The 17,010-nt window shown below is 40.8% G+C and carries 20 protein-coding genes; 11 read left to right on the top strand and 9 right to left on the bottom strand.

The window, feature by feature from the left end; translation table 11 throughout:
- Positions 1-56: 56 nt before the first annotated feature.
- From tusD to CWI32_RS07965, 4 genes are read left to right on the top strand one after another with little or no spacing between them, the layout of a single operon-like run.
- Complete coding sequence (gene tusD, locus CWI32_RS07980; RefSeq protein ID WP_005096839.1) at positions 57-425, top strand: sulfurtransferase complex subunit TusD; 369 nt, start codon at positions 57-59, stop codon at positions 423-425.
- Positions 426-469: 44 nt separating this feature from the next.
- A complete protein-coding gene (locus CWI32_RS07975; RefSeq protein WP_074382816.1) occupies positions 470-820 on the top strand; it encodes a hypothetical protein in 351 nt (116 codons plus the stop codon).
- Between the two features lie 19 nt (positions 821-839).
- A complete protein-coding gene (locus CWI32_RS07970; RefSeq protein ID WP_100535037.1) occupies positions 840-1,124 on the top strand; it encodes a DsrH/TusB family sulfur metabolism protein in 285 nt (94 codons plus the stop codon).
- A 14-nt stretch (positions 1,125-1,138) separates the two neighbouring features.
- Positions 1,139-1,450 carry a TusE/DsrC/DsvC family sulfur relay protein gene (locus CWI32_RS07965; RefSeq protein WP_005171043.1) on the top strand — a complete coding sequence of 104 codons (312 nt, stop codon included), beginning with the start codon at positions 1,139-1,141 and terminating at the stop codon, positions 1,448-1,450.
- A 112-nt stretch (positions 1,451-1,562) separates the two neighbouring features.
- Here the strand turns inward: CWI32_RS07965 and CWI32_RS07960 are convergent, their stop codons facing one another.
- The 3 genes from CWI32_RS07960 to ybaK form a co-directional block, all read right to left on the bottom strand.
- A complete protein-coding gene (locus CWI32_RS07960) occupies positions 1,563-2,048 on the bottom strand; it encodes a hypothetical protein (protein ID WP_100535036.1) in 486 nt (161 codons plus the stop codon).
- A 62-nt stretch (positions 2,049-2,110) separates the two neighbouring features.
- Positions 2,111-3,364, bottom strand: a complete 1,254-nt coding sequence (locus CWI32_RS07955) for a YncE family protein (RefSeq protein WP_100535035.1) — start codon at positions 3,362-3,364, stop codon at positions 2,111-2,113.
- Between the two features lie 172 nt (positions 3,365-3,536).
- Entirely contained in the window at positions 3,537-4,004 is a 468-nt protein-coding gene (ybaK, locus tag CWI32_RS07950; protein WP_074382819.1) for a Cys-tRNA(Pro) deacylase, read from the bottom strand.
- Positions 4,005-4,919: 915 nt separating this feature from the next.
- Here ybaK and aroQ point away from each other — a divergent pair.
- The 3 genes from aroQ to accC are packed head-to-tail and all read left to right on the top strand — an operon-like array spanning position 4,920 to position 7,194.
- On the top strand, positions 4,920-5,375 hold the full coding sequence (gene aroQ, locus CWI32_RS07945) for a type II 3-dehydroquinate dehydratase (protein WP_100535034.1): 456 nt from the start codon (positions 4,920-4,922) through the stop codon (positions 5,373-5,375).
- 16 nt (positions 5,376-5,391) lie between these two features.
- Complete coding sequence (gene accB / locus CWI32_RS07940; RefSeq protein WP_005096830.1) at positions 5,392-5,808, top strand: acetyl-CoA carboxylase biotin carboxyl carrier protein; 417 nt, start codon at positions 5,392-5,394, stop codon at positions 5,806-5,808.
- Between the two features lie 18 nt (positions 5,809-5,826).
- On the top strand, positions 5,827-7,194 hold the full coding sequence (gene accC / locus CWI32_RS07935; RefSeq protein ID WP_100535033.1) for an acetyl-CoA carboxylase biotin carboxylase subunit: 1,368 nt from the start codon (positions 5,827-5,829) through the stop codon (positions 7,192-7,194).
- A 59-nt stretch (positions 7,195-7,253) separates the two neighbouring features.
- On the opposite strand, the gene CWI32_RS07930 is transcribed toward accC, so the two are convergent.
- Positions 7,254-7,697: a hypothetical protein gene (locus CWI32_RS07930; RefSeq protein ID WP_005096827.1), complete on the bottom strand. Its 444-nt coding sequence runs from the start codon at positions 7,695-7,697 to the stop codon at positions 7,254-7,256.
- A gap of 317 nt (positions 7,698-8,014) precedes the next feature.
- Between CWI32_RS07930 and CWI32_RS07925 the strand changes: the two genes are divergently transcribed.
- Together CWI32_RS07925 and CWI32_RS07920 are read left to right on the top strand one after the other, a co-directional pair.
- Complete coding sequence (locus CWI32_RS07925) at positions 8,015-9,445, top strand: sensor domain-containing diguanylate cyclase (RefSeq protein ID WP_100535032.1); 1,431 nt, start codon at positions 8,015-8,017, stop codon at positions 9,443-9,445.
- Between the two features lie 48 nt (positions 9,446-9,493).
- Positions 9,494-10,984 (top strand): amidase, encoded by a 1,491-nt coding sequence (locus CWI32_RS07920; RefSeq protein ID WP_100535161.1) that lies wholly within the window; start codon positions 9,494-9,496, stop codon positions 10,982-10,984.
- Positions 10,985-11,003: 19 nt separating this feature from the next.
- On the opposite strand, the gene CWI32_RS07915 is transcribed toward CWI32_RS07920, so the two are convergent.
- Complete coding sequence (locus CWI32_RS07915; protein WP_100535031.1) at positions 11,004-12,173, bottom strand: MFS transporter; 1,170 nt, start codon at positions 12,171-12,173, stop codon at positions 11,004-11,006.
- Between the two features lie 679 nt (positions 12,174-12,852).
- On the opposite strand from CWI32_RS07915, the gene CWI32_RS15195 reads away from it, so the two are divergent.
- The gene (locus CWI32_RS15195) at positions 12,853-13,029 is read left to right on the top strand and encodes a hypothetical protein (RefSeq protein WP_005096822.1); all 177 of its coding nucleotides are present in this window, start codon (positions 12,853-12,855) and stop codon (positions 13,027-13,029) included.
- Positions 13,030-13,468: 439 nt separating this feature from the next.
- On the opposite strand, the gene CWI32_RS07910 is transcribed toward CWI32_RS15195, so the two are convergent.
- Complete coding sequence (locus CWI32_RS07910) at positions 13,469-13,738, bottom strand: hypothetical protein (RefSeq protein WP_005096819.1); 270 nt, start codon at positions 13,736-13,738, stop codon at positions 13,469-13,471.
- 458 nt (positions 13,739-14,196) lie between these two features.
- Between CWI32_RS07910 and CWI32_RS07905 the strand changes: the two genes are divergently transcribed.
- Positions 14,197-14,832 carry an SOS response-associated peptidase gene (locus CWI32_RS07905; RefSeq protein WP_100535030.1) on the top strand — a complete coding sequence of 212 codons (636 nt, stop codon included), beginning with the start codon at positions 14,197-14,199 and terminating at the stop codon, positions 14,830-14,832.
- A 40-nt stretch (positions 14,833-14,872) separates the two neighbouring features.
- On the opposite strand, the gene CWI32_RS15190 is transcribed toward CWI32_RS07905, so the two are convergent.
- The 3 genes from CWI32_RS15190 to CWI32_RS07895 all read right to left on the bottom strand — a co-directional run bounded on the left by CWI32_RS15190 (position 14,873) and on the right by CWI32_RS07895 (position 15,918).
- On the bottom strand, positions 14,873-15,013 hold the full coding sequence (locus CWI32_RS15190) for a hypothetical protein (RefSeq protein WP_005096816.1): 141 nt from the start codon (positions 15,011-15,013) through the stop codon (positions 14,873-14,875).
- 211 nt (positions 15,014-15,224) lie between these two features.
- Positions 15,225-15,626 (bottom strand): helix-turn-helix domain-containing protein, encoded by a 402-nt coding sequence (locus CWI32_RS07900; protein ID WP_005096813.1) that lies wholly within the window; start codon positions 15,624-15,626, stop codon positions 15,225-15,227.
- A gap of 1 nt (position 15,627) precedes the next feature.
- Positions 15,628-15,918: a type II toxin-antitoxin system HigB family toxin gene (locus CWI32_RS07895; protein WP_005096812.1), complete on the bottom strand. Its 291-nt coding sequence runs from the start codon at positions 15,916-15,918 to the stop codon at positions 15,628-15,630.
- Positions 15,919-17,010: the final 1,092 nt, after the last annotated feature.

Raw genomic sequence — 17,010 nt, 5'->3', positions numbered from 1 at the left:
TTCTGATGAAGCCCAGATCAAGCTGTTGCTATTGATCAAGCCTGTAGTGAATTTCGATGAGCACCTTAATTCTTGTTACCTCCGCACCAACTTCTATTTATGCCTGGCATGCCCTTGGTTTGGCGCAGGCATTACACAACAAAAACCAAGAATTCCGCGTATTCTTTTATCAGGACGGCGTGTCGGTCGCAAATGCACTGCAATGGGTGCCCGACGATCAACGTCATCTTACACATGCCTGGCAAGCACTCAATATTCGCCTACCGGTCTGTGTAAGTGCAGCACTGGCGCGAGGGATTACAGATCAGGACAATGCTCAACGTCACAATATTCAGCAGCATAATCTGGCGGATGCCTTTGAATTGGTCGGTTTAGGTGAACTTGCCGATGCTGTTCAATCCTCACAACGTCTGATTCAATTCTAGATGTTCCATTTTTTAGAATGTGTTGCTTTTCCAAGGAATCTTGTGTGAAATCTGTACTTGTTATATTAACCCAAGCCAATCTGACCAGCCTGCAAGTGCATGAAAGCCTGTCTGCGACCATGGTTTTGGCGACATTTGGTGCGGAAGTGAAAGTTCTGCTACAAGGTGCAGGCCTTAGTCTTCTACGCTCAGAACTGCAATTTGATCAGTTACAACATGCCTTTAAACTGGCATCGAATATGGTCGACAGTTTTGAGTTTTATGACCTCACTCCAATTCTGATTGAACAGAAAAACCAGAACTCGCCCTTTGTGGCTCAGAACGAACAAGAGATTGAATTTATTGAGCTAAGCCCAGCGTTTATTCAAGGCTTTGATCATGTGCTGTATTGGTAAGGAATAAAGGATATATAAAATGTCAAATCACACACTTTATCTGATCCAATCGAACTATGCGGTAACGGCGCAGATTCTGGAACAACTCGCTCAAATTTATACCCCAGGTGATCAGATCGTACTGATGGGTGAAGCCGTATTACAGCTGGAGCATTCATTTCTACAAAATTTGCCGCAAATTTACATGCTGGAAAATGATGCAGAGCTTTTGACACAGTCTTTGCCGGATCAGGTCAAGCTTCTCGATTTTGCCGATTTTGCCGATCTTTGCCTCGGGTTTAATCGCTGTATTTCAATGAAATAATCAATGAGTTAAATATGAATTTAGAACTGGATCAAGATGGTCATCTGATCGATTACACCATTTGGAGTGAAGAAGTCGCGCAAGTCCTGGCCAATAACCTGGAACTGAACTTAACCCCGTGGCATTTTGAAATTCTGCAAGCAGTGCGTCAGTTCTATCAGCAGTTTGGCCATTCACCGGCCACACGTCCCTTAATTAAATTCCTAATGAAAACGGTTAGTGCTGACATTAACAATGCCATGCTTCAGGAAAAGTTTAATACTGGTCTGGTGGCCCGTCACTTAAGCCGTTTGGCCGGCGTACCCAAGCCTGCGAATTGTTTATAAAAGTACGCTGTCTTCAATACTTATATCTAAACGCCTGAATTCTCATTTGGGCTTTTTTATGAAAGCAATTTTCACATCTAAAATAATAAAAGATCTTCGTGGCTTGAATTCGTCAACTTCGGATTTGTTCTAAGGTTCGCAAAGCCCGATGCAATTCATGATCCATTTCTGGCAGAACTTTCAGCAGAAACTCAATTTGTGCTTTCGCCTCGTCTCGAGTCACCAGTTTAGCTTCTACCAGCGTCTGCTGTAGACTAACCAGCAAACTGACCTGTCTAGGATCTGGTTGTTGCCCCTGACCTAAAGCACTGAGGATTTGAGCAAAGTCTAGATATAACTGTTGCTGCTTTAACAATAGGCTTTGCTTTGTAGCTACATTATTTGGTTCAGCCTGTGTATTTTGGCTATTGCTCTTAAAACTCAGAGACATATAGCTGGGTGATTTTTCAAGTCGGGCAACCTGATCACGATGGGCTTGGGCTTGATTGGAAAAATCAGTCCGATAGATGTCTTGTCGTATCTGGTAAGCAATAGCCACCAAAATGCCGAACAAGAGTAATCCGATGATGAGATATAAAAGAACGGTCTTATCTTTCATCTTGATCTCCTCAACCCAATAAAGACAGCTCTTATCAAAACGCTGCCTGTATCGTTGCTCGACTACGGCGTTGACCAGTCTACTGGTGCATAGCCGATCCGGACACGTTGTGGATGATTCCCAACTGGTACACTGAGCACTTTATCCCCTGTGGCAAAATCAATCACGGTCACCACATCGGTTTCACTTTCGGAAATCACACAGCTTTTACCATCTGGACTACGCGTTGCCCAATAGGGTTTGCCGGCAGGAATCAATTTGCCCGCAGTCAGCGTCTTGCGATTTACAATTGTGGCATAGTCATCCATGGTTCCTGCAACACAGAGCTTTTCACCATCAGCACTGATTGACAAACCATGATGACGCGAATCATTGACCCATTTTGTCCGGTCTTTCGGGATACTATCACTACCAGGGAGCTGTCCGATCCGGCTAATCTTGTTCTGATTCAGATCGTACTCAATCAGACCATTAAAAAATGAAACCTGGGCATAAAGTTTCGTTTCATCCTTGCTAAATACCATTGGGCGAACTGAATTGGATAAATCCTTGCGACCAAATGCATCGAGTGCAGGTCTGAAATCAATTTTTCTCAGCACTTGATGGGTATTGGCATCCGCGATGCTAATGTAGCGTTTTCCTTTGGTGAAATCCTGCCACTGTGCATCCATTGACGTTTCAACATTGCCAATCGCGGAGTTCAGGATTTTGTTACCATCATCGAAGTAGATATTTTCATGCGGTTTATCACCCGTAGCAAAACGCCCTAACTCTTTGCCAGTGTGAATATCCAGGACATGTACCACATTGCCTGAAGATGCTGACACCGCCACGCGTTGACCATCTGGCGAAACCGCCATGTGATCGGCGCGAAAACCTTCAACCGGTGTACGCCAGTTCATCTTGCCTGTTTTGATATTAATAGAGACCACATCGGCGAAACTTGGACGCGATGCCACGATGGACTGACCATCTGGCGTCGAGTACATATCATCTACCAACTGATCATTACCTTCACCCGCTGTGGCCTGAATATAGGTATAGGCAATCAGCTTGATAGGATTGAGATGAATTTCTTTGAGACGCTCTTTACGGTCAGGAATCATGTTAATGACGCCAATTTTGCCAAAATCACCCGATGGACGAATCACAGTCACTGTGCCATCCCAGTTGTTTCCGACAAAGAAAACCTGCTGTGAATTGGCAGGTGCAGCTGAAGGCGCAGAAGCGGCCTGTACACTCGGAAACGCAGACAGTATCGCCATTGCAGATAAGGTCAGACAGAATCGTGGCCATTTTTTATTTTGAACTTTCATCCTTTATGCTCCGCATAATCATTTTTATTATTTTTAATTCTTTATTGCGCACATTTCCGCTGTGCTTATTCGTGACCTAATATACAAAGGTATAAAATGATTTGCTGATTTTTCCGACCAAAAAAAGATCACTTCAAACGCTATTCATATAAATCTTCAGGGGAATTTGACCTTATACATCCAGCACATCGACAAACTGTGCATTCAGCACTTTGGCAAGATCAGCCGGTTTCAGTCCGATATCCAAGCCTCTTTTACCGCCACTCACATATATTTTATTGAGCTTTTCTGCCGATACATCAATGACTGTTTTTAAACGCTTCTTTTGTCCGATTGGACTGATTCCACCGACCAGATAACCGGTTAAACGTTCGGCATGTTTCGGATCTGCCATTTGCAGTTTCTTGCAACCACAAGCTGCCGCTACTTTTTTTAGATTAAGCTGATGATTGACTGGTAACACGGCAACGAAATACTGTTTTTCATCCGTTACCAATAGCGTTTTAAAGACTTCTTCGACTTGTAATCCTAATTTTTCTGCAGCCTCTAAACCAAAGCTTTTCGCATTGGCATCATGTTCATATTCATGAATACTATATTCAATTTTTTGAGTTTTTAAGAGTTTACATGCAGGTGTCATAATACTTCTGGCTCAAGTCTGATCGCCTTAGTATATAAATATTCGCTCAAGAAGTTAATGTTTTTGCCCCATACCTCTGCTCCATATGCATGACTACAAGCTGTTTCTGAGATTTTTTGCAAAGAAAGTGGCGTGCAAAATACCAACAAAGATATGTGTTTTTGCCACTATCTAGATATCAGATGCGCCTGTGCCTAGCGATTTAGAATGCTTTGAAATGAACATATTCGTCATTTCATCAAGATAGCGACAATCTAAATTTTTCCAAACCCTTCGCTATAAATCTCTTTAAATTCGATGTCTGTTTCTTAGTCAGCTTTATAAATTTAGAAACAGAACATAAAACGGATCTCTAAATTGAAGTAACTCATTTTTATCTGGTATTTTGTAATAAAATGCATATAAAAACACAGACTAAAATATTAAAATAAGCTTATTAACATATTGTCTTATCTTGCCTTTTTAAGTATTTCTCCATCTTTTCAAGATGAGATTTTGACATTAAGGGAAGCACGGTTAAAGGCAAAGTTAGGCTAGTCATCCTCTCACGCAAATCAAGGATCTCTCGATTGAATGTCCTAATCGTTTAGGCCAGACATGAATTTTTGCAAGATTAAAAATATGATCAAACAGCAGAGCTGATCCTTAACATGAAGATACAGTTACATAAAGGATATTAACTGTTTTTGCCAATTGGGTTTACAATGAAAACAATCTGAATACCCTGCGAATTGTAATTTTTTAACATTGCCAAATCTCTGCAAAGTTTTCATTATAGCGCCACTGTTTAGGATATGCTTTCTACGTCAATTCAAAGAAATTATAAATAGTCATGTAGAAAATCATGCAATAATAAGCAGAGTTTGCAGCTATCTTGCAAACAAATCTCGATACTTTTTAATTGGAGCATGCTGGATGAGTTCGACCATTTTGGTTATTCATGGACCGAATTTAAATTTGCTTGGAAAGCGCGAACCAGAAGTTTATGGTCATCTTACGCTTGGCGATATTAATCAGCAACTGACTGCTCAGGCTCAACAGGCCACATTACAACTCGATACCTTCCAAAGCAACTGGGAAGGTGCAATCGTTGACCGAATTCATCAAGCCCAACTCGACGGCGTTGAATATATCATTATCAATCCGGCAGCATTGACCCATAGCTCTGTTGCGGTTCGCGATGCCCTGCTTGGCGTTGCCATTCCTTTTATTGAAGTCCATTTGTCAAACGTCCATGCACGCGAGGCATTTCGACATCATTCGTACTTGTCCGATAAAGCCATCGGCGTGATCTGTGGTCTGGGTGCAAAAGGCTATGCTGCTGCGCTCGACTATGTCATTGAAAAAATACAATCTTCTACAAAATCTTAATTAGGAATACTGTCTCATGGATATCCGTAAAATCAAGAAACTCATCGACTTGATGATTGAATCTGACTTACAGGCGATCGAAGTTAAAGAAGGCGATCAATCGATTGCATTAACTCGTCGTAATCCAGTGGTTGCAGCGGCTGTTCCTGCAATGCCTGCACCTGCAGCTGAAGTACCTGCGGCGAAGTCTCCGCGCGGTGCTGTTGAAACCTCTCCAATGGTTGGGGTGTTTTACTCTGCACCAAGCCCAGGCGAAGCGACATTTGTCAAAGTGGGTCAAACCGTTTCTGCTGGTGATACCTTAGGTATTATCGAAGCCATGAAAATCATGAACCCGATTGAAGCAACTCAAAGTGGTGTGATCGAAGAAATTCTAGTGAAAAATGGTGAAGTGATTCAATTCGGCCAACCACTTTTCCGCTACCGCGCTTAATCACCCCGGGGATTTATAATGTTGCAAAAAGTTTTAATTGCAAACCGTGGTGAAATTGCTTTACGCATCACCCGGGCTTGCAGAACTTTAGGGATCAAAACCGTAGGTGTCTATTCTGACGCAGACAAAGACCTGATGCATTTGCGTTTCTGTGATGAAGCGGTTTGTATCGGTCCGGGTGCGAGCAGTGACAGCTACCTGAATATTCCTGCGATTATTACAGCTGCTGAAATTACTGGCGCAGATGCCATCCATCCTGGTTATGGTTTTCTCGCTGAAAATGCTGAATTTGCTGAAATCGTAGAAAATTCTGGTTTTATCTTTATCGGTCCACGTCCAGAACATATTCGCTTAATGGGGAACAAGGTTTCTGCCATTATTGCCATGAAAAAAGCGGGTGTACCAACTGTACCGGGCTGCGACCATGCCGTAACCATTCACAATGCACTCGCTGAAGCGAAAGAGATCGGTTTCCCGCTGATTGTCAAAGCTGCTTCTGGTGGTGGTGGTCGTGGTATGCGTATCGTCGAAAATGTCGACACCCTGCTGGAATCTGTTCAGGCTGCACAGCGTGATGCAGAAATGTGGTTTGGTGATGATACGGTCTATATGGAACGTTTCCTGCAAAAGCCACGTCATGTTGAAGTACAGGTACTGGCTGATGGTAATGGCCATGCGATTCATCTCTATGATCGTGACTGCTCGCTACAGCGTCGCCATCAAAAAGTACTGGAAGAAGCGCCAGCACCGAACTTACCAGAGCAAGCACGTGCCGATATTCTAGAAGCCTGTGTCAATGCCTGTAAACTGATGCAATATCGTGGTGCAGGTACATTCGAATTCCTGTTTGAAGATGATGGATTCTTCTTCATTGAAATGAATACGCGTGTTCAGGTTGAACATCCGGTAACTGAAATGGTAACCGGTATTGATATTATCGAACAGCAATTGCGTATTGCTGGTGGCTTAGGTCTCGATATTCAGCAAGAAGATGTCAAGGTTTTAGGACATGCGATTGAATGCCGTATTAACGCAGAAGATCCATCAACCTTCTTGCCTTCACCCGGCAAGATTGAGAGCTTCTATGCACCAGGCGGCGCAGGTATCCGCTTAGACTCGCACATCTACCCAGGCTATAGCATTCCGCCGTATTATGACTCGATGATCGCCAAACTGATTTCGCATGGCAAGGACCGTGAGACGTCTATTTCTCGCATGAGAAATGCCTTGGAAGAAATGATTTTGACTGGTGTTAAAACCAACATTCCTTTGCACAAAGATTTAATCCTTCAGGATAAAAACTTCTGCAAACAGGCGATGGACATTCATTATCTGGAAAAACATTTGTTGAAACAGCTAGAAGGTGCTGAAGACAAAGCTCAATAAGCTTTAAGCTTATAAAAAAACCGCTGAAATTCAGCGGTTTTTTTATGTTGATGACTCATTTATGGTAATACACGTCTGAGTACCGCAAAGCATTGCTCGGCCTTGTCATTGGCACAGAAATTAATCGTGTACGGATTTTGCCATTTCACAAAATACTGGGAAATTTCACCGGATTGATCAACCTGATTGCCTGAGCAGTCTTTTTCATTATTATCATATTTAACCTGAAGAATCAGTGCTGGAATCTGAACGGTCGGATCCTGTGCAGGCTGATAATCATATAATCCTGAAGTCCACTCTTCACCACTTTTAATTACGACATTATTATTGCTTTTAAAATTATAATATTCGATACATTTTTTATTATCCGGAATTTCCATCCCCCACAACCCCACAATTTCAGGACGGGTTTTCACGGTAAATGTATTTGGGATTTCAGCAGCTTTAGCAGAAACTTCCGCTGGTTTTTTATTTTCTGTCGCCATTAGCCAAGGTGAGCTCATGAGTAAGATAAGGCTAAGACATATTTTTTTCATATTTACCGGCATCGTTTTAACAATTGATTCTAAGTTAGCATATTTTTTCAGAATCGTATCCCACTCTGGAGCAGTTTAAATCTGAGTCCATAAAGTTTTTATCATATTGTTTAAAAACATGGATTTCTTTTCCAGTTTATTTTGTATATATTTCGTATATAACAATCTTAACATCATGTATTAATAACAGATTAATCAAAAAATAACTGTATATATAAAATCAGACTTACTTGCTAAACAAAGTGATCATTCACACTTAAAAATTTAAATATAGGATTTTAAATTTGCAATTGGCTCGAATAACAGAACAACAATTAAATCATGAAACCTATGCTTATTTTGTCATTGTGTTCGCTGTTTTAGTATGTTGTTTTATTGGGATCGCAACCAGGCCACTCGGCTATCTCGCCCTGATCTGGCCAGCCAATGCTGCCTTACTGGCCATATTCCTGCGTTTTCCACATTTAAATCATCTGGGCGGCTGGCTGGGTGCATTCAGTGCTTTTATGTTTGCAGATCTGGTCACAGGCAACAGTCTGCTGCAAAGCCTGTTTCTTACACTTTCCAATCTGATTAGTACCATTGTCTCGATATTTTTTATTCGTTATTTCAAGATTAATTATAAATACTACAATACCGGTTATACCTTTATTCATTTATTTGGCATCTTCGCATTTGCCGGCTGTCTGGCCAGCGCTGCTTTTGCAGTTGCCACCCTGCCAAACTTACCCAATACATTCATGACCAAAGAAAACTTATGGATTGATTTTGGTCTATGGTGGACGGGCGAGATGGTCAATTATATCGTGGTATTACCTTTGGTTCTGGCCTTTCCCAGAATCAAGGATATGCAGTATCTGTTTAAAAACCGCCGTCAAAAGCGTCATCATTTCAGTTATTTTCTGCCCGCAGCTACAGTCGTACTCTGTGTCATCATCACCAATATTTTTTCAGGTCCGGGCGCCCTGCTCTATCCTTTGGCTGCGCTGATCTGGGCCGCATTAACCTATCGCCTGTTTAGCATGACACTGATTAATGCGTTTGTGACTATTTTAACCTATTACAGCCTGACGCAGTTTTATGCCACAACGCATGACACCTTGGCAGATTCTACGATTTATATTTCGCTCCGGATCGGGCTGTTTATGCTGGCCTTATCGCCGCTCATCCTGTGTATTATCAGCCAAAACCGCAATGAACTGTTTAAACGGGTTCTATATCTGGCTAATCACGATAGTCTAACGCGAACCATGAATCGTCATTTCTTCTTTAAGAAAGGCGAATATTTACTGCAATATGCCAAGACGATGGAATTTTCAGTGATCATGCTGGATATTGATTATTTCAAACGCCTGAACGATCATTTTGGCCATCATGTCGGTGATAAAGTCCTGCAACACTTTGCACAAATTGTACGTAACAACTTACGTGCCCAAGATCTATTTGCACGCATTGGCGGAGAAGAATTTGTACTCTTACTCTGGAATACCGAGCCTTTTGAAGCTCAGGATATTGCAGAACGCATACGTAAACGTGTAGAAAAAACCCCGATGCATCAATCAGATGGTTCAGATCTCTACATTACCGTGAGTGTAGGGATTACCCATCAAAATGAACCACAATCACAAGACCTGCAACACCTGATCAATATTGCAGATCAGGCCTTATATCAGGCCAAACATCGTGGACGTAATCAGGTGGTGCTTGCATCTTAAACTAAAATCATCTACAACCTTGAACAGCATTAACGCTAGGGAATGGCAATGAAATTAGAAGAATATCTACAATATGACGGTTTAGGATTGGCTGAACTGGTCGCCAATAAACAGGTACATTCCAGTGAACTTTTATCCGCTGCCTTAGAGCGTAGCTCAATTGCCAATCCCGAACTGAATGCTATTATTATTCCCATGCATGAGCATGCATTAAAACGGACCCAGCAGAATTTATCCGGACCTTTTGCCGGTGTGCCTTTTCTGGTCAAAGACCTGTTTCAGGAATATTCAGGTTATCCAACCTCTTATGGCTGTCAGGGCTTAAAACGGATCGGTTATATTGCCGAAACCAATGCCGAGATTGTCAATCGTTGGGAAAAAGCCGGAATTGTGACCTTTGGACGCACCAATACGCCTGAATTTGGCATTAAAGGTATTACTGAACCAGATGCTTGGGGCATCTGTAAAAATCCGTGGAATTTACAGCATAATAGTGGCGGCTCTTCAGGTGGTTCGGCTTCTGCTGTGGCAGCCGGAATTGTGCCAATTGCGGGTGCTGGCGATGGTGGTGGCTCGATTCGTATCCCTGCCTCCTATTGTGGCCTTTTCGGCCTGAAACCGAGTCGAGGCCGTACCCCCTGGGGGCCGCAAATGAGTGAGGCCATGCATGGTGCAGCGATTCAGCATGTCCTGACCAAAACAGTGCGGGACAGTGCTGCAATGCTGGATGCCACGCATGGTGAAGATCACAGCTCGCTATTTAAGATTCAGCGTCCACAGCATCATTATCTGGATGTGATTCAGCAACCACCGAAAAAACTGAAAATTGCCTTTAATCCCCATTCTACCATTGGCACGCCTGTCTCTCCGGATGCTGTGAAAGCCATCGAACAGACGGCCAAACTGCTGGAATCTTTGGGACATGAGGTGGTTGAAGACCGTCCGGCCATCGATGGCATGCAACTGGCCAAGGATTTTATTACCACCTGGTTTAGCCAGTTTTCATTTATGCTGGATGAAATCCAGAAAGGCTACCCGTCTAAAGCGAAGGATTTTGAACTGGACTCTTTAGCACTGGCGGCTTTTGGAGCTAAAACCAGCGCACTTGATTATATCCAGAACCTGAATAACTGGGGCCAGTACGTGACCCAGATGAATCATTTCTTTGATGATTATGATCTGTATCTGACGCCTGCAACCGCAACCGTCGCACCGAAAAATGGCGAAGTCAAAACACCTGCATGGCAGAAGCCAATTTTAAAGGCTTTATTGGGTGTAGGTAAGGCCCATCTGCTGGCACAAGGTAAACTGGTCGATCAGATTGTCAAAGAAAACCTGAAATGGGTACCTTTTACTCAACTTGCCAATATTACCGGGCTTCCAGCCATGTCAGTACCCTTGTACTGGAATGAACAAAACCTGCCGCTCGGTTCGCAGTTTATTGCACCCTTTGCCCGTGAAGACCTGCTATTGCAATTAGCTGCTCAACTGGAACAGGCACAGCCTTGGGTTCATCAGTACGCCAAAATTCGGATCTAAATTTTAAGCATCAGAGACATCATGAAGATATCTTTGATTGCTCAACTGTATTGGGCAACCCAAAAATCAATAACAAACCAAACAAAGTCGATGCGGCGGCAAACATAAAGATGGTTTCTCCGCCAATTTTATCCCAATAATAGCCCGCCAGAATGCTGCCACTTGCTACGCCTAAGCCCCACATGGTGCTATATAAAGCCTGTCCACGGCCTTGCTGTGCAGCAGAGAAATTCTGGAAAATAACCCGCATGGCGATCATGTGAAATAAACCAAAACTCAAGGCATGAATCGTTTGGGCAAAAAATTGTGCCACAAATGCAGATGGAAATACGCCTACAATCAGCCATCTTAAGCCAGTCATCAACAGGCAAAGTATCACCAAATGACGCCATGACCAGCGTGTCAGAAAGAAGGTAGCATAAGCAAACATAATAATTTCGGCAATAACCCCAATGGACCAAAGCAATCCGATCTGACTGCTACTAAATCCCGCCTGACTAAGATAATTACTATAAAAACTATAAAACGGCGCATGTGAAAACAGCATGATCAGTTCAATCAGAAAAAAACTGTATACAACCGGGCGCTTGAAAATCGGCCACAGGGCTTCCAGCTTTTTCTGTGCAATAGGCGCCGCCGTGGGTTCTTTAATGCTAAAAGACCAGAGAAAAGCCAGAAATGAAATACACAGCAATAAAACTGGAAGCATGCTAATGCTGATAATTTCAAAGATGGTGCCCAAGCCGAATACACCGATAATAAATCCAACCGAACCCCATTTCCGGACTTTGCCATAAAGTTCTGCTCTTTTTTCCCCGAGCCAGAATAGAGTTACGCCTTCAAATTGTGCCAAAATCGCATTTTGAAAAAAGCTGAAAATCAGCATCAGTAAAGCCACTGACTGAAAGCTGTTAGGAATGATAAATATCATCAACCAGATACAGGCTTCCATCCAGGTGGCAATCCGTACCAGCAACATGCGCTTACCAGATTTATCTGCAATCCAGCCCCAAATAAAAGGCGCAAAAAACCGAGTGAGAATCGCAATAGAAGATAAAACACCGATTTCCTGATAGTTAAAGCCTTGATCTTCCAGATACAGACTCCAGAACGGCATGAATGCGCCCACAATCGCATAGTAGAAAAAATAGAATCCTCCCAGTCTGGTACTGATTGCAAGTGCTTGCATTAGATTGTATTCCCTTGCATCTTCAATGGCTTATAAATACTAATAGTTGCGTCATATTGCATTGAATTGCCCTTACTTGCTGTTCAAAGGTCTACAAATCCACAGAAAATATATTTTAAAAAAATTTGTAGACTGCACCCTAAGGCACGAAATTTTCGTAAGTTTATGGCTAAATGTGGCTAAAGTAAAAAATCAATATTGAAAGGCATTTACAATGCGTAAAACATGAATCTATTTTTATAGAGCAACCTCGGATAAAAATGGGAATATTTTTAAGAAGGAGTTATTTCAATTCACCTTTGATACTTAATAAAGCAAAGTTACGGGAATATTGAATACTTTTGAAATAAAAACACGCTTTAAATCTTCTCTCCAAATAGCTAAGCCACTGATTTAAAATCTTCAATCCTCTATTTAAGAGGCCTATTTTTAGAACTAAAATACTCATTGTGGAGTTTAGGTATCGAAGCAATATCCGATAATTCCACTGACTTCGCACTTTAGTAGACAAATCATCTACCTGCACCATAATTCAAAAATATGCCGAAATATAAATAAGATATAAATCTCGAAATCCTACATATCGCTACACTCGCATCTCTAAATCATCTCATTGTAAGTGCTTTTAATATGCCACTCTAGGCAGGTCGAATCTTCGACAATTAAAATTGAGAAACTTATGTTAGTTAATACAAATACTGCTCAAAAAGCGTCTTTCAATCAATTTTCTAATAATGCGACTGAGAACAAACCTAAGCCAAATGAGCAAGAGCAAAAACCGAATCAAGGAGAGCCAGCTCCTATAACCAAAGAGCAAAATGATCAAAAAAATCAGGCGGATAAGAAAAACTCATAATATTATGTTGAATTAATAAAAGAAGCCTATCTCCCTGATAGGCTTTTTGCATTCAAAAGATAAACATTTTCCATAAAAGCCTGAGAAATAAAAAAGCCCATCCTATGATGAGCTCTTTAATCCAATAGATCTAATTCTTACAAGCTGCGAATTCTTGCAGTACAAATTGTTTTACACTTTCATCAAAATTTGGTCTGGAAAGAGCGAGCTTGCCATTTTTCATAGATTTATAACAATAGCTTGCGGCTACGCCTACACCAAACAAAGTCAACAACTTCATTGCTCACCTCATTAACTGTCAGATTTGAATACAAAAATTAGCATTCAAATGTGTAGCTTTCCAACTTAATTTAGAGTGTTTTTTGTACTCCATGTTAATTAATGTATGGGTAGAAAATAACAAAGCTGACCATTAGATAAGCTGTTCTAACGTCAAAGCCTAATTGTTGATGTGCATATCAACCCAATTAAGGAAGCTGTTTTTATCCGTAAATTTAGGTGCAGAACTTATGCTCAGTATTTCTTTATTTCCAAATTTACCACTAATGTTATGGAATGCTTGGACTCTAAATTCCTGAGGCTCTCCTTCGTGCAGCGTTCTAAAATACTCTACTGACTTATCAAACTCACTTTTCTCTTTAAAGCCAGGACGTTCTTTTAAAAACTCATAAACTTGTTCTAGAGCGGGTAAATAATTATTTCTAGGCATTCTATATTCTCTAAAATTATGAGTTTTATTGTGAATGCCTATTCTGAATTAATAGTGATAAGAATTTTTAAGCTTTTCTTACCGTTTATGTAACTCTTTCTTCTTTCAAGCAGTCACGACATACTTTCACTTCTTTACCATCCGCTTGGCATTCGATTTCTGTGACACCATGAAGACCGAATAAACAAAAGATAAAATGCAGCATGACCTTTCTGCACAAAAGATAGCTCCTTCAGGCAAAGGAGGCAAAACTGGAAATAAAACTATAGCAATGGAATCTGGGCGCTCATTTTATCGAAGATTATTTTTCATCCATTGGCGAAAAATTACATTCATATTCACCATAAAAATTCCGTTTCCAGACCCAACTACATTTACGATTTCGAATTGTTTTGAGGTCATCATTCTTATAGTTTAATTGTTATCGCAGATCAGAATGCTAAGCAAAGAGGTCGGTCATGTGTTCAAACTATGAATTCCCCTCAAAAAGTCAGCTCTCTTTATTAGATCTTCATGCAGAACAACTTGAATTGAACATGAAATCACATGTTTACCCCTTAGCACCTGCTCCTATCATGATGCGAGGTGCTGAGGGGTTTGAGTTAGATATTGCACGTTTCGGACTGATTCCCTTTTGGGCGAAAGAATTAAAATATGGTCGACATACTTACAATGCCCGAACTGAAACAATAGCGTCCAAGCCAAGTTTTCGACATGCCTGGAAAAATAACCAGTTTGCTTTAGTGCCCGTGGATACTTTCTATGAACCTAAATATATCGATGGAAAACCGCACTGGTTTGGTATTTCACGTGAAGATGGCAACCCTTTTACCGTTGCAGCCATTTATGATCATGTGCTCATTGAGGGTGAAAAAATCAGATCATTTTCGATGCTGACTATAAATTCCGATCAACACCTATTGATGAAACAGTTCCACCATCCAGATGACGAGAAGCGCTCGATTATTGTGATTCCTGAAGAATCACGCCATGATTGGTTATGCTGCGATCATGAACAAGCTCATGAGTTTTTCTTTGAAATGAGAGATGAGTTTAGAGCGAAACCCAGAGATCACCGGTTGTCGAAAAACTAAAAGCCCTAAAGCAAGTTAGGGCTTTTAAAATGTGAAAGAGCTATTTTTGTTCTCTCAATGGATTTTCCGGTTCTGCATTGGGTTTTTTCTCTGGCTTCACGCCCTTATACGAATCCTGATTGCCTTTATCATCATTAGATTCTTTTTGCGGATTTGATTCTTGCTCTGATTTATTGGTCATGTGTATCTCCTTTATCGATCCATTAAGAAATAAATATGACATCTGATCCTAAACATCAATATTATTTATGTTTCACATTCACTTTTTAGAAAAGCAAACTTTTCTGGAGGCGCTCTCACCTTTCACGACACTTGAAATTTAAATAATCAAATGAGCAGCGCTACCTGATTAGACAGCACAGCATGGAAATATCAGCTTAGGCGGGCATCGATTAAAAGAAAGTATCTGCCGATACATCAAAGCGCTCAGACAAGGCCTTGATATGACGGATATTCAGCTGACGTTTGCCATTCAATATTTCTGAAATTACTGATTGTGTCGCGACATCAGACAAGTCTGCTTGACTAAGCCCGTGTTGCTCCATCAACAAGGCCAAGGCCGTTCGTCCATCACCTTCTGGCATGGGTAGATGTTCATGCTCATACGCCGAAACCAGATCACCCAGTTGATGAATAAGCCCCATTAAAGGATGTGATTCATCATCACCGACAATGTCCAAAAGCTCATCTAGGGCTTCAGTTAGTGTATGAAAGTCATCCTCATTTTCCGGCTTGCTGAGCAATGGTGCAACATAACGCCAGTGATCAACGGCCTGTTTAATCATTGCATTCATTCTAACCTTCCTTCCAATGACCTTTATCATATTCATGGTGAGACAAGACATGGCGAATATAAACGCGTTTTGCCTGATACATCACCACAGCAATCAGCCGAATCTTGTTTCCACCGATATCGAATACATGAAACTTTCCAACCTTATCTACTGCTGGAAAGAGTCTCTTCATTTCAGCAAAATCCTTAGGATGATTGGCCTTCATCAGTCGATACCAACCATCTAATGCCGTTCCAGCCTGTGGCCACTTTTGCGTTGCTTCAAGAATTCGAGCGTGGGTGATCACATGCATATATTTTATCGCATTTTGCTATATTTCTAGTATATATAAATTATCGCATTTTGCAATATATTCTTATCCGGCTATTTTAGTTCTCAATTTTAATCATTTATCGTCATGTAATCCTATTTAAATCATAATCTTATAAAGTATAGATTGTGACCCGTATCATTTAAATCCAGTTGAGTTCAATCGTTATCTTGGATTTTTATTATAAAAATTTCACCCACAAACAAAACCCCCGCCAAGTGATGATTGAACGGGGATTGAGCTTCATTAATACATCCGGTGAATTGGAACATTATTCAATATCTTTCAAGCAATCACGACACTCTTTCACCTCTTCATGATCACAGGTGTAATTGATTTCAGTCGCACCATGAAGGCCAAATAAACAAAATATAAACTGGATCATGCTTTTCTCCTGAATGTAACAAGCTTAATCAGTGATTAAGCTTGTATTGATTTTAAGACTCAATAACTCGATACGGAATAATCGGATCACGACCTGAGTAATAACTTAACCGCCTGAATACATTTCACAATTCAAGCAAAGTTAAGTTTTTGGCATTTAAGTTCGTGCAGGCTCTTCACTTTTAGTCTTTTGATCCTTCTTACAATGATCATTGCCCATCATATGACACATTTTTTCTTTGCAAGATTTAAAACAACAACCTACCATCACGCCCATGCCAAATGCACATATACATCTCATCATAGCTTTGCCCTGTCTTTTTATAAAAAGAGATATATAAATACCATCTATTCATGTTTCACTCTTGAGAGAATTTTCAGGCTTTATGTTGTATATGAAAACTTATGTGAAAGAGAATAATTAAAGTAAAAAGCTCTCATTGAGCAATCCGTGTTTATAAACAAGAAAAAGCCTGCTTAACTCTCCTAAATTAAGCAGGCTTTATAATGTGCTGATTTTCTAATTATTTTCATTAAGTTCTTGGAATGAAGCCAAGATATCACTGGCCCAGCAGTCAATCTGTGTGTGATATATAGAGGCTATGTTTCTAAATGTGCAATAAGCGTTACTTTTCTTAATTGAATGGCTTTAATTTAGGCAAAATATATTTTATTCGTTAAATTTTATGC

Source organism: Acinetobacter pseudolwoffii (genome assembly GCF_002803605.1).
Classification (GTDB): Bacteria; Pseudomonadota; Gammaproteobacteria; order Pseudomonadales; family Moraxellaceae; genus Acinetobacter; species Acinetobacter pseudolwoffii.
This window is presented reverse-complemented; position numbering and strand designations above follow the sequence as displayed.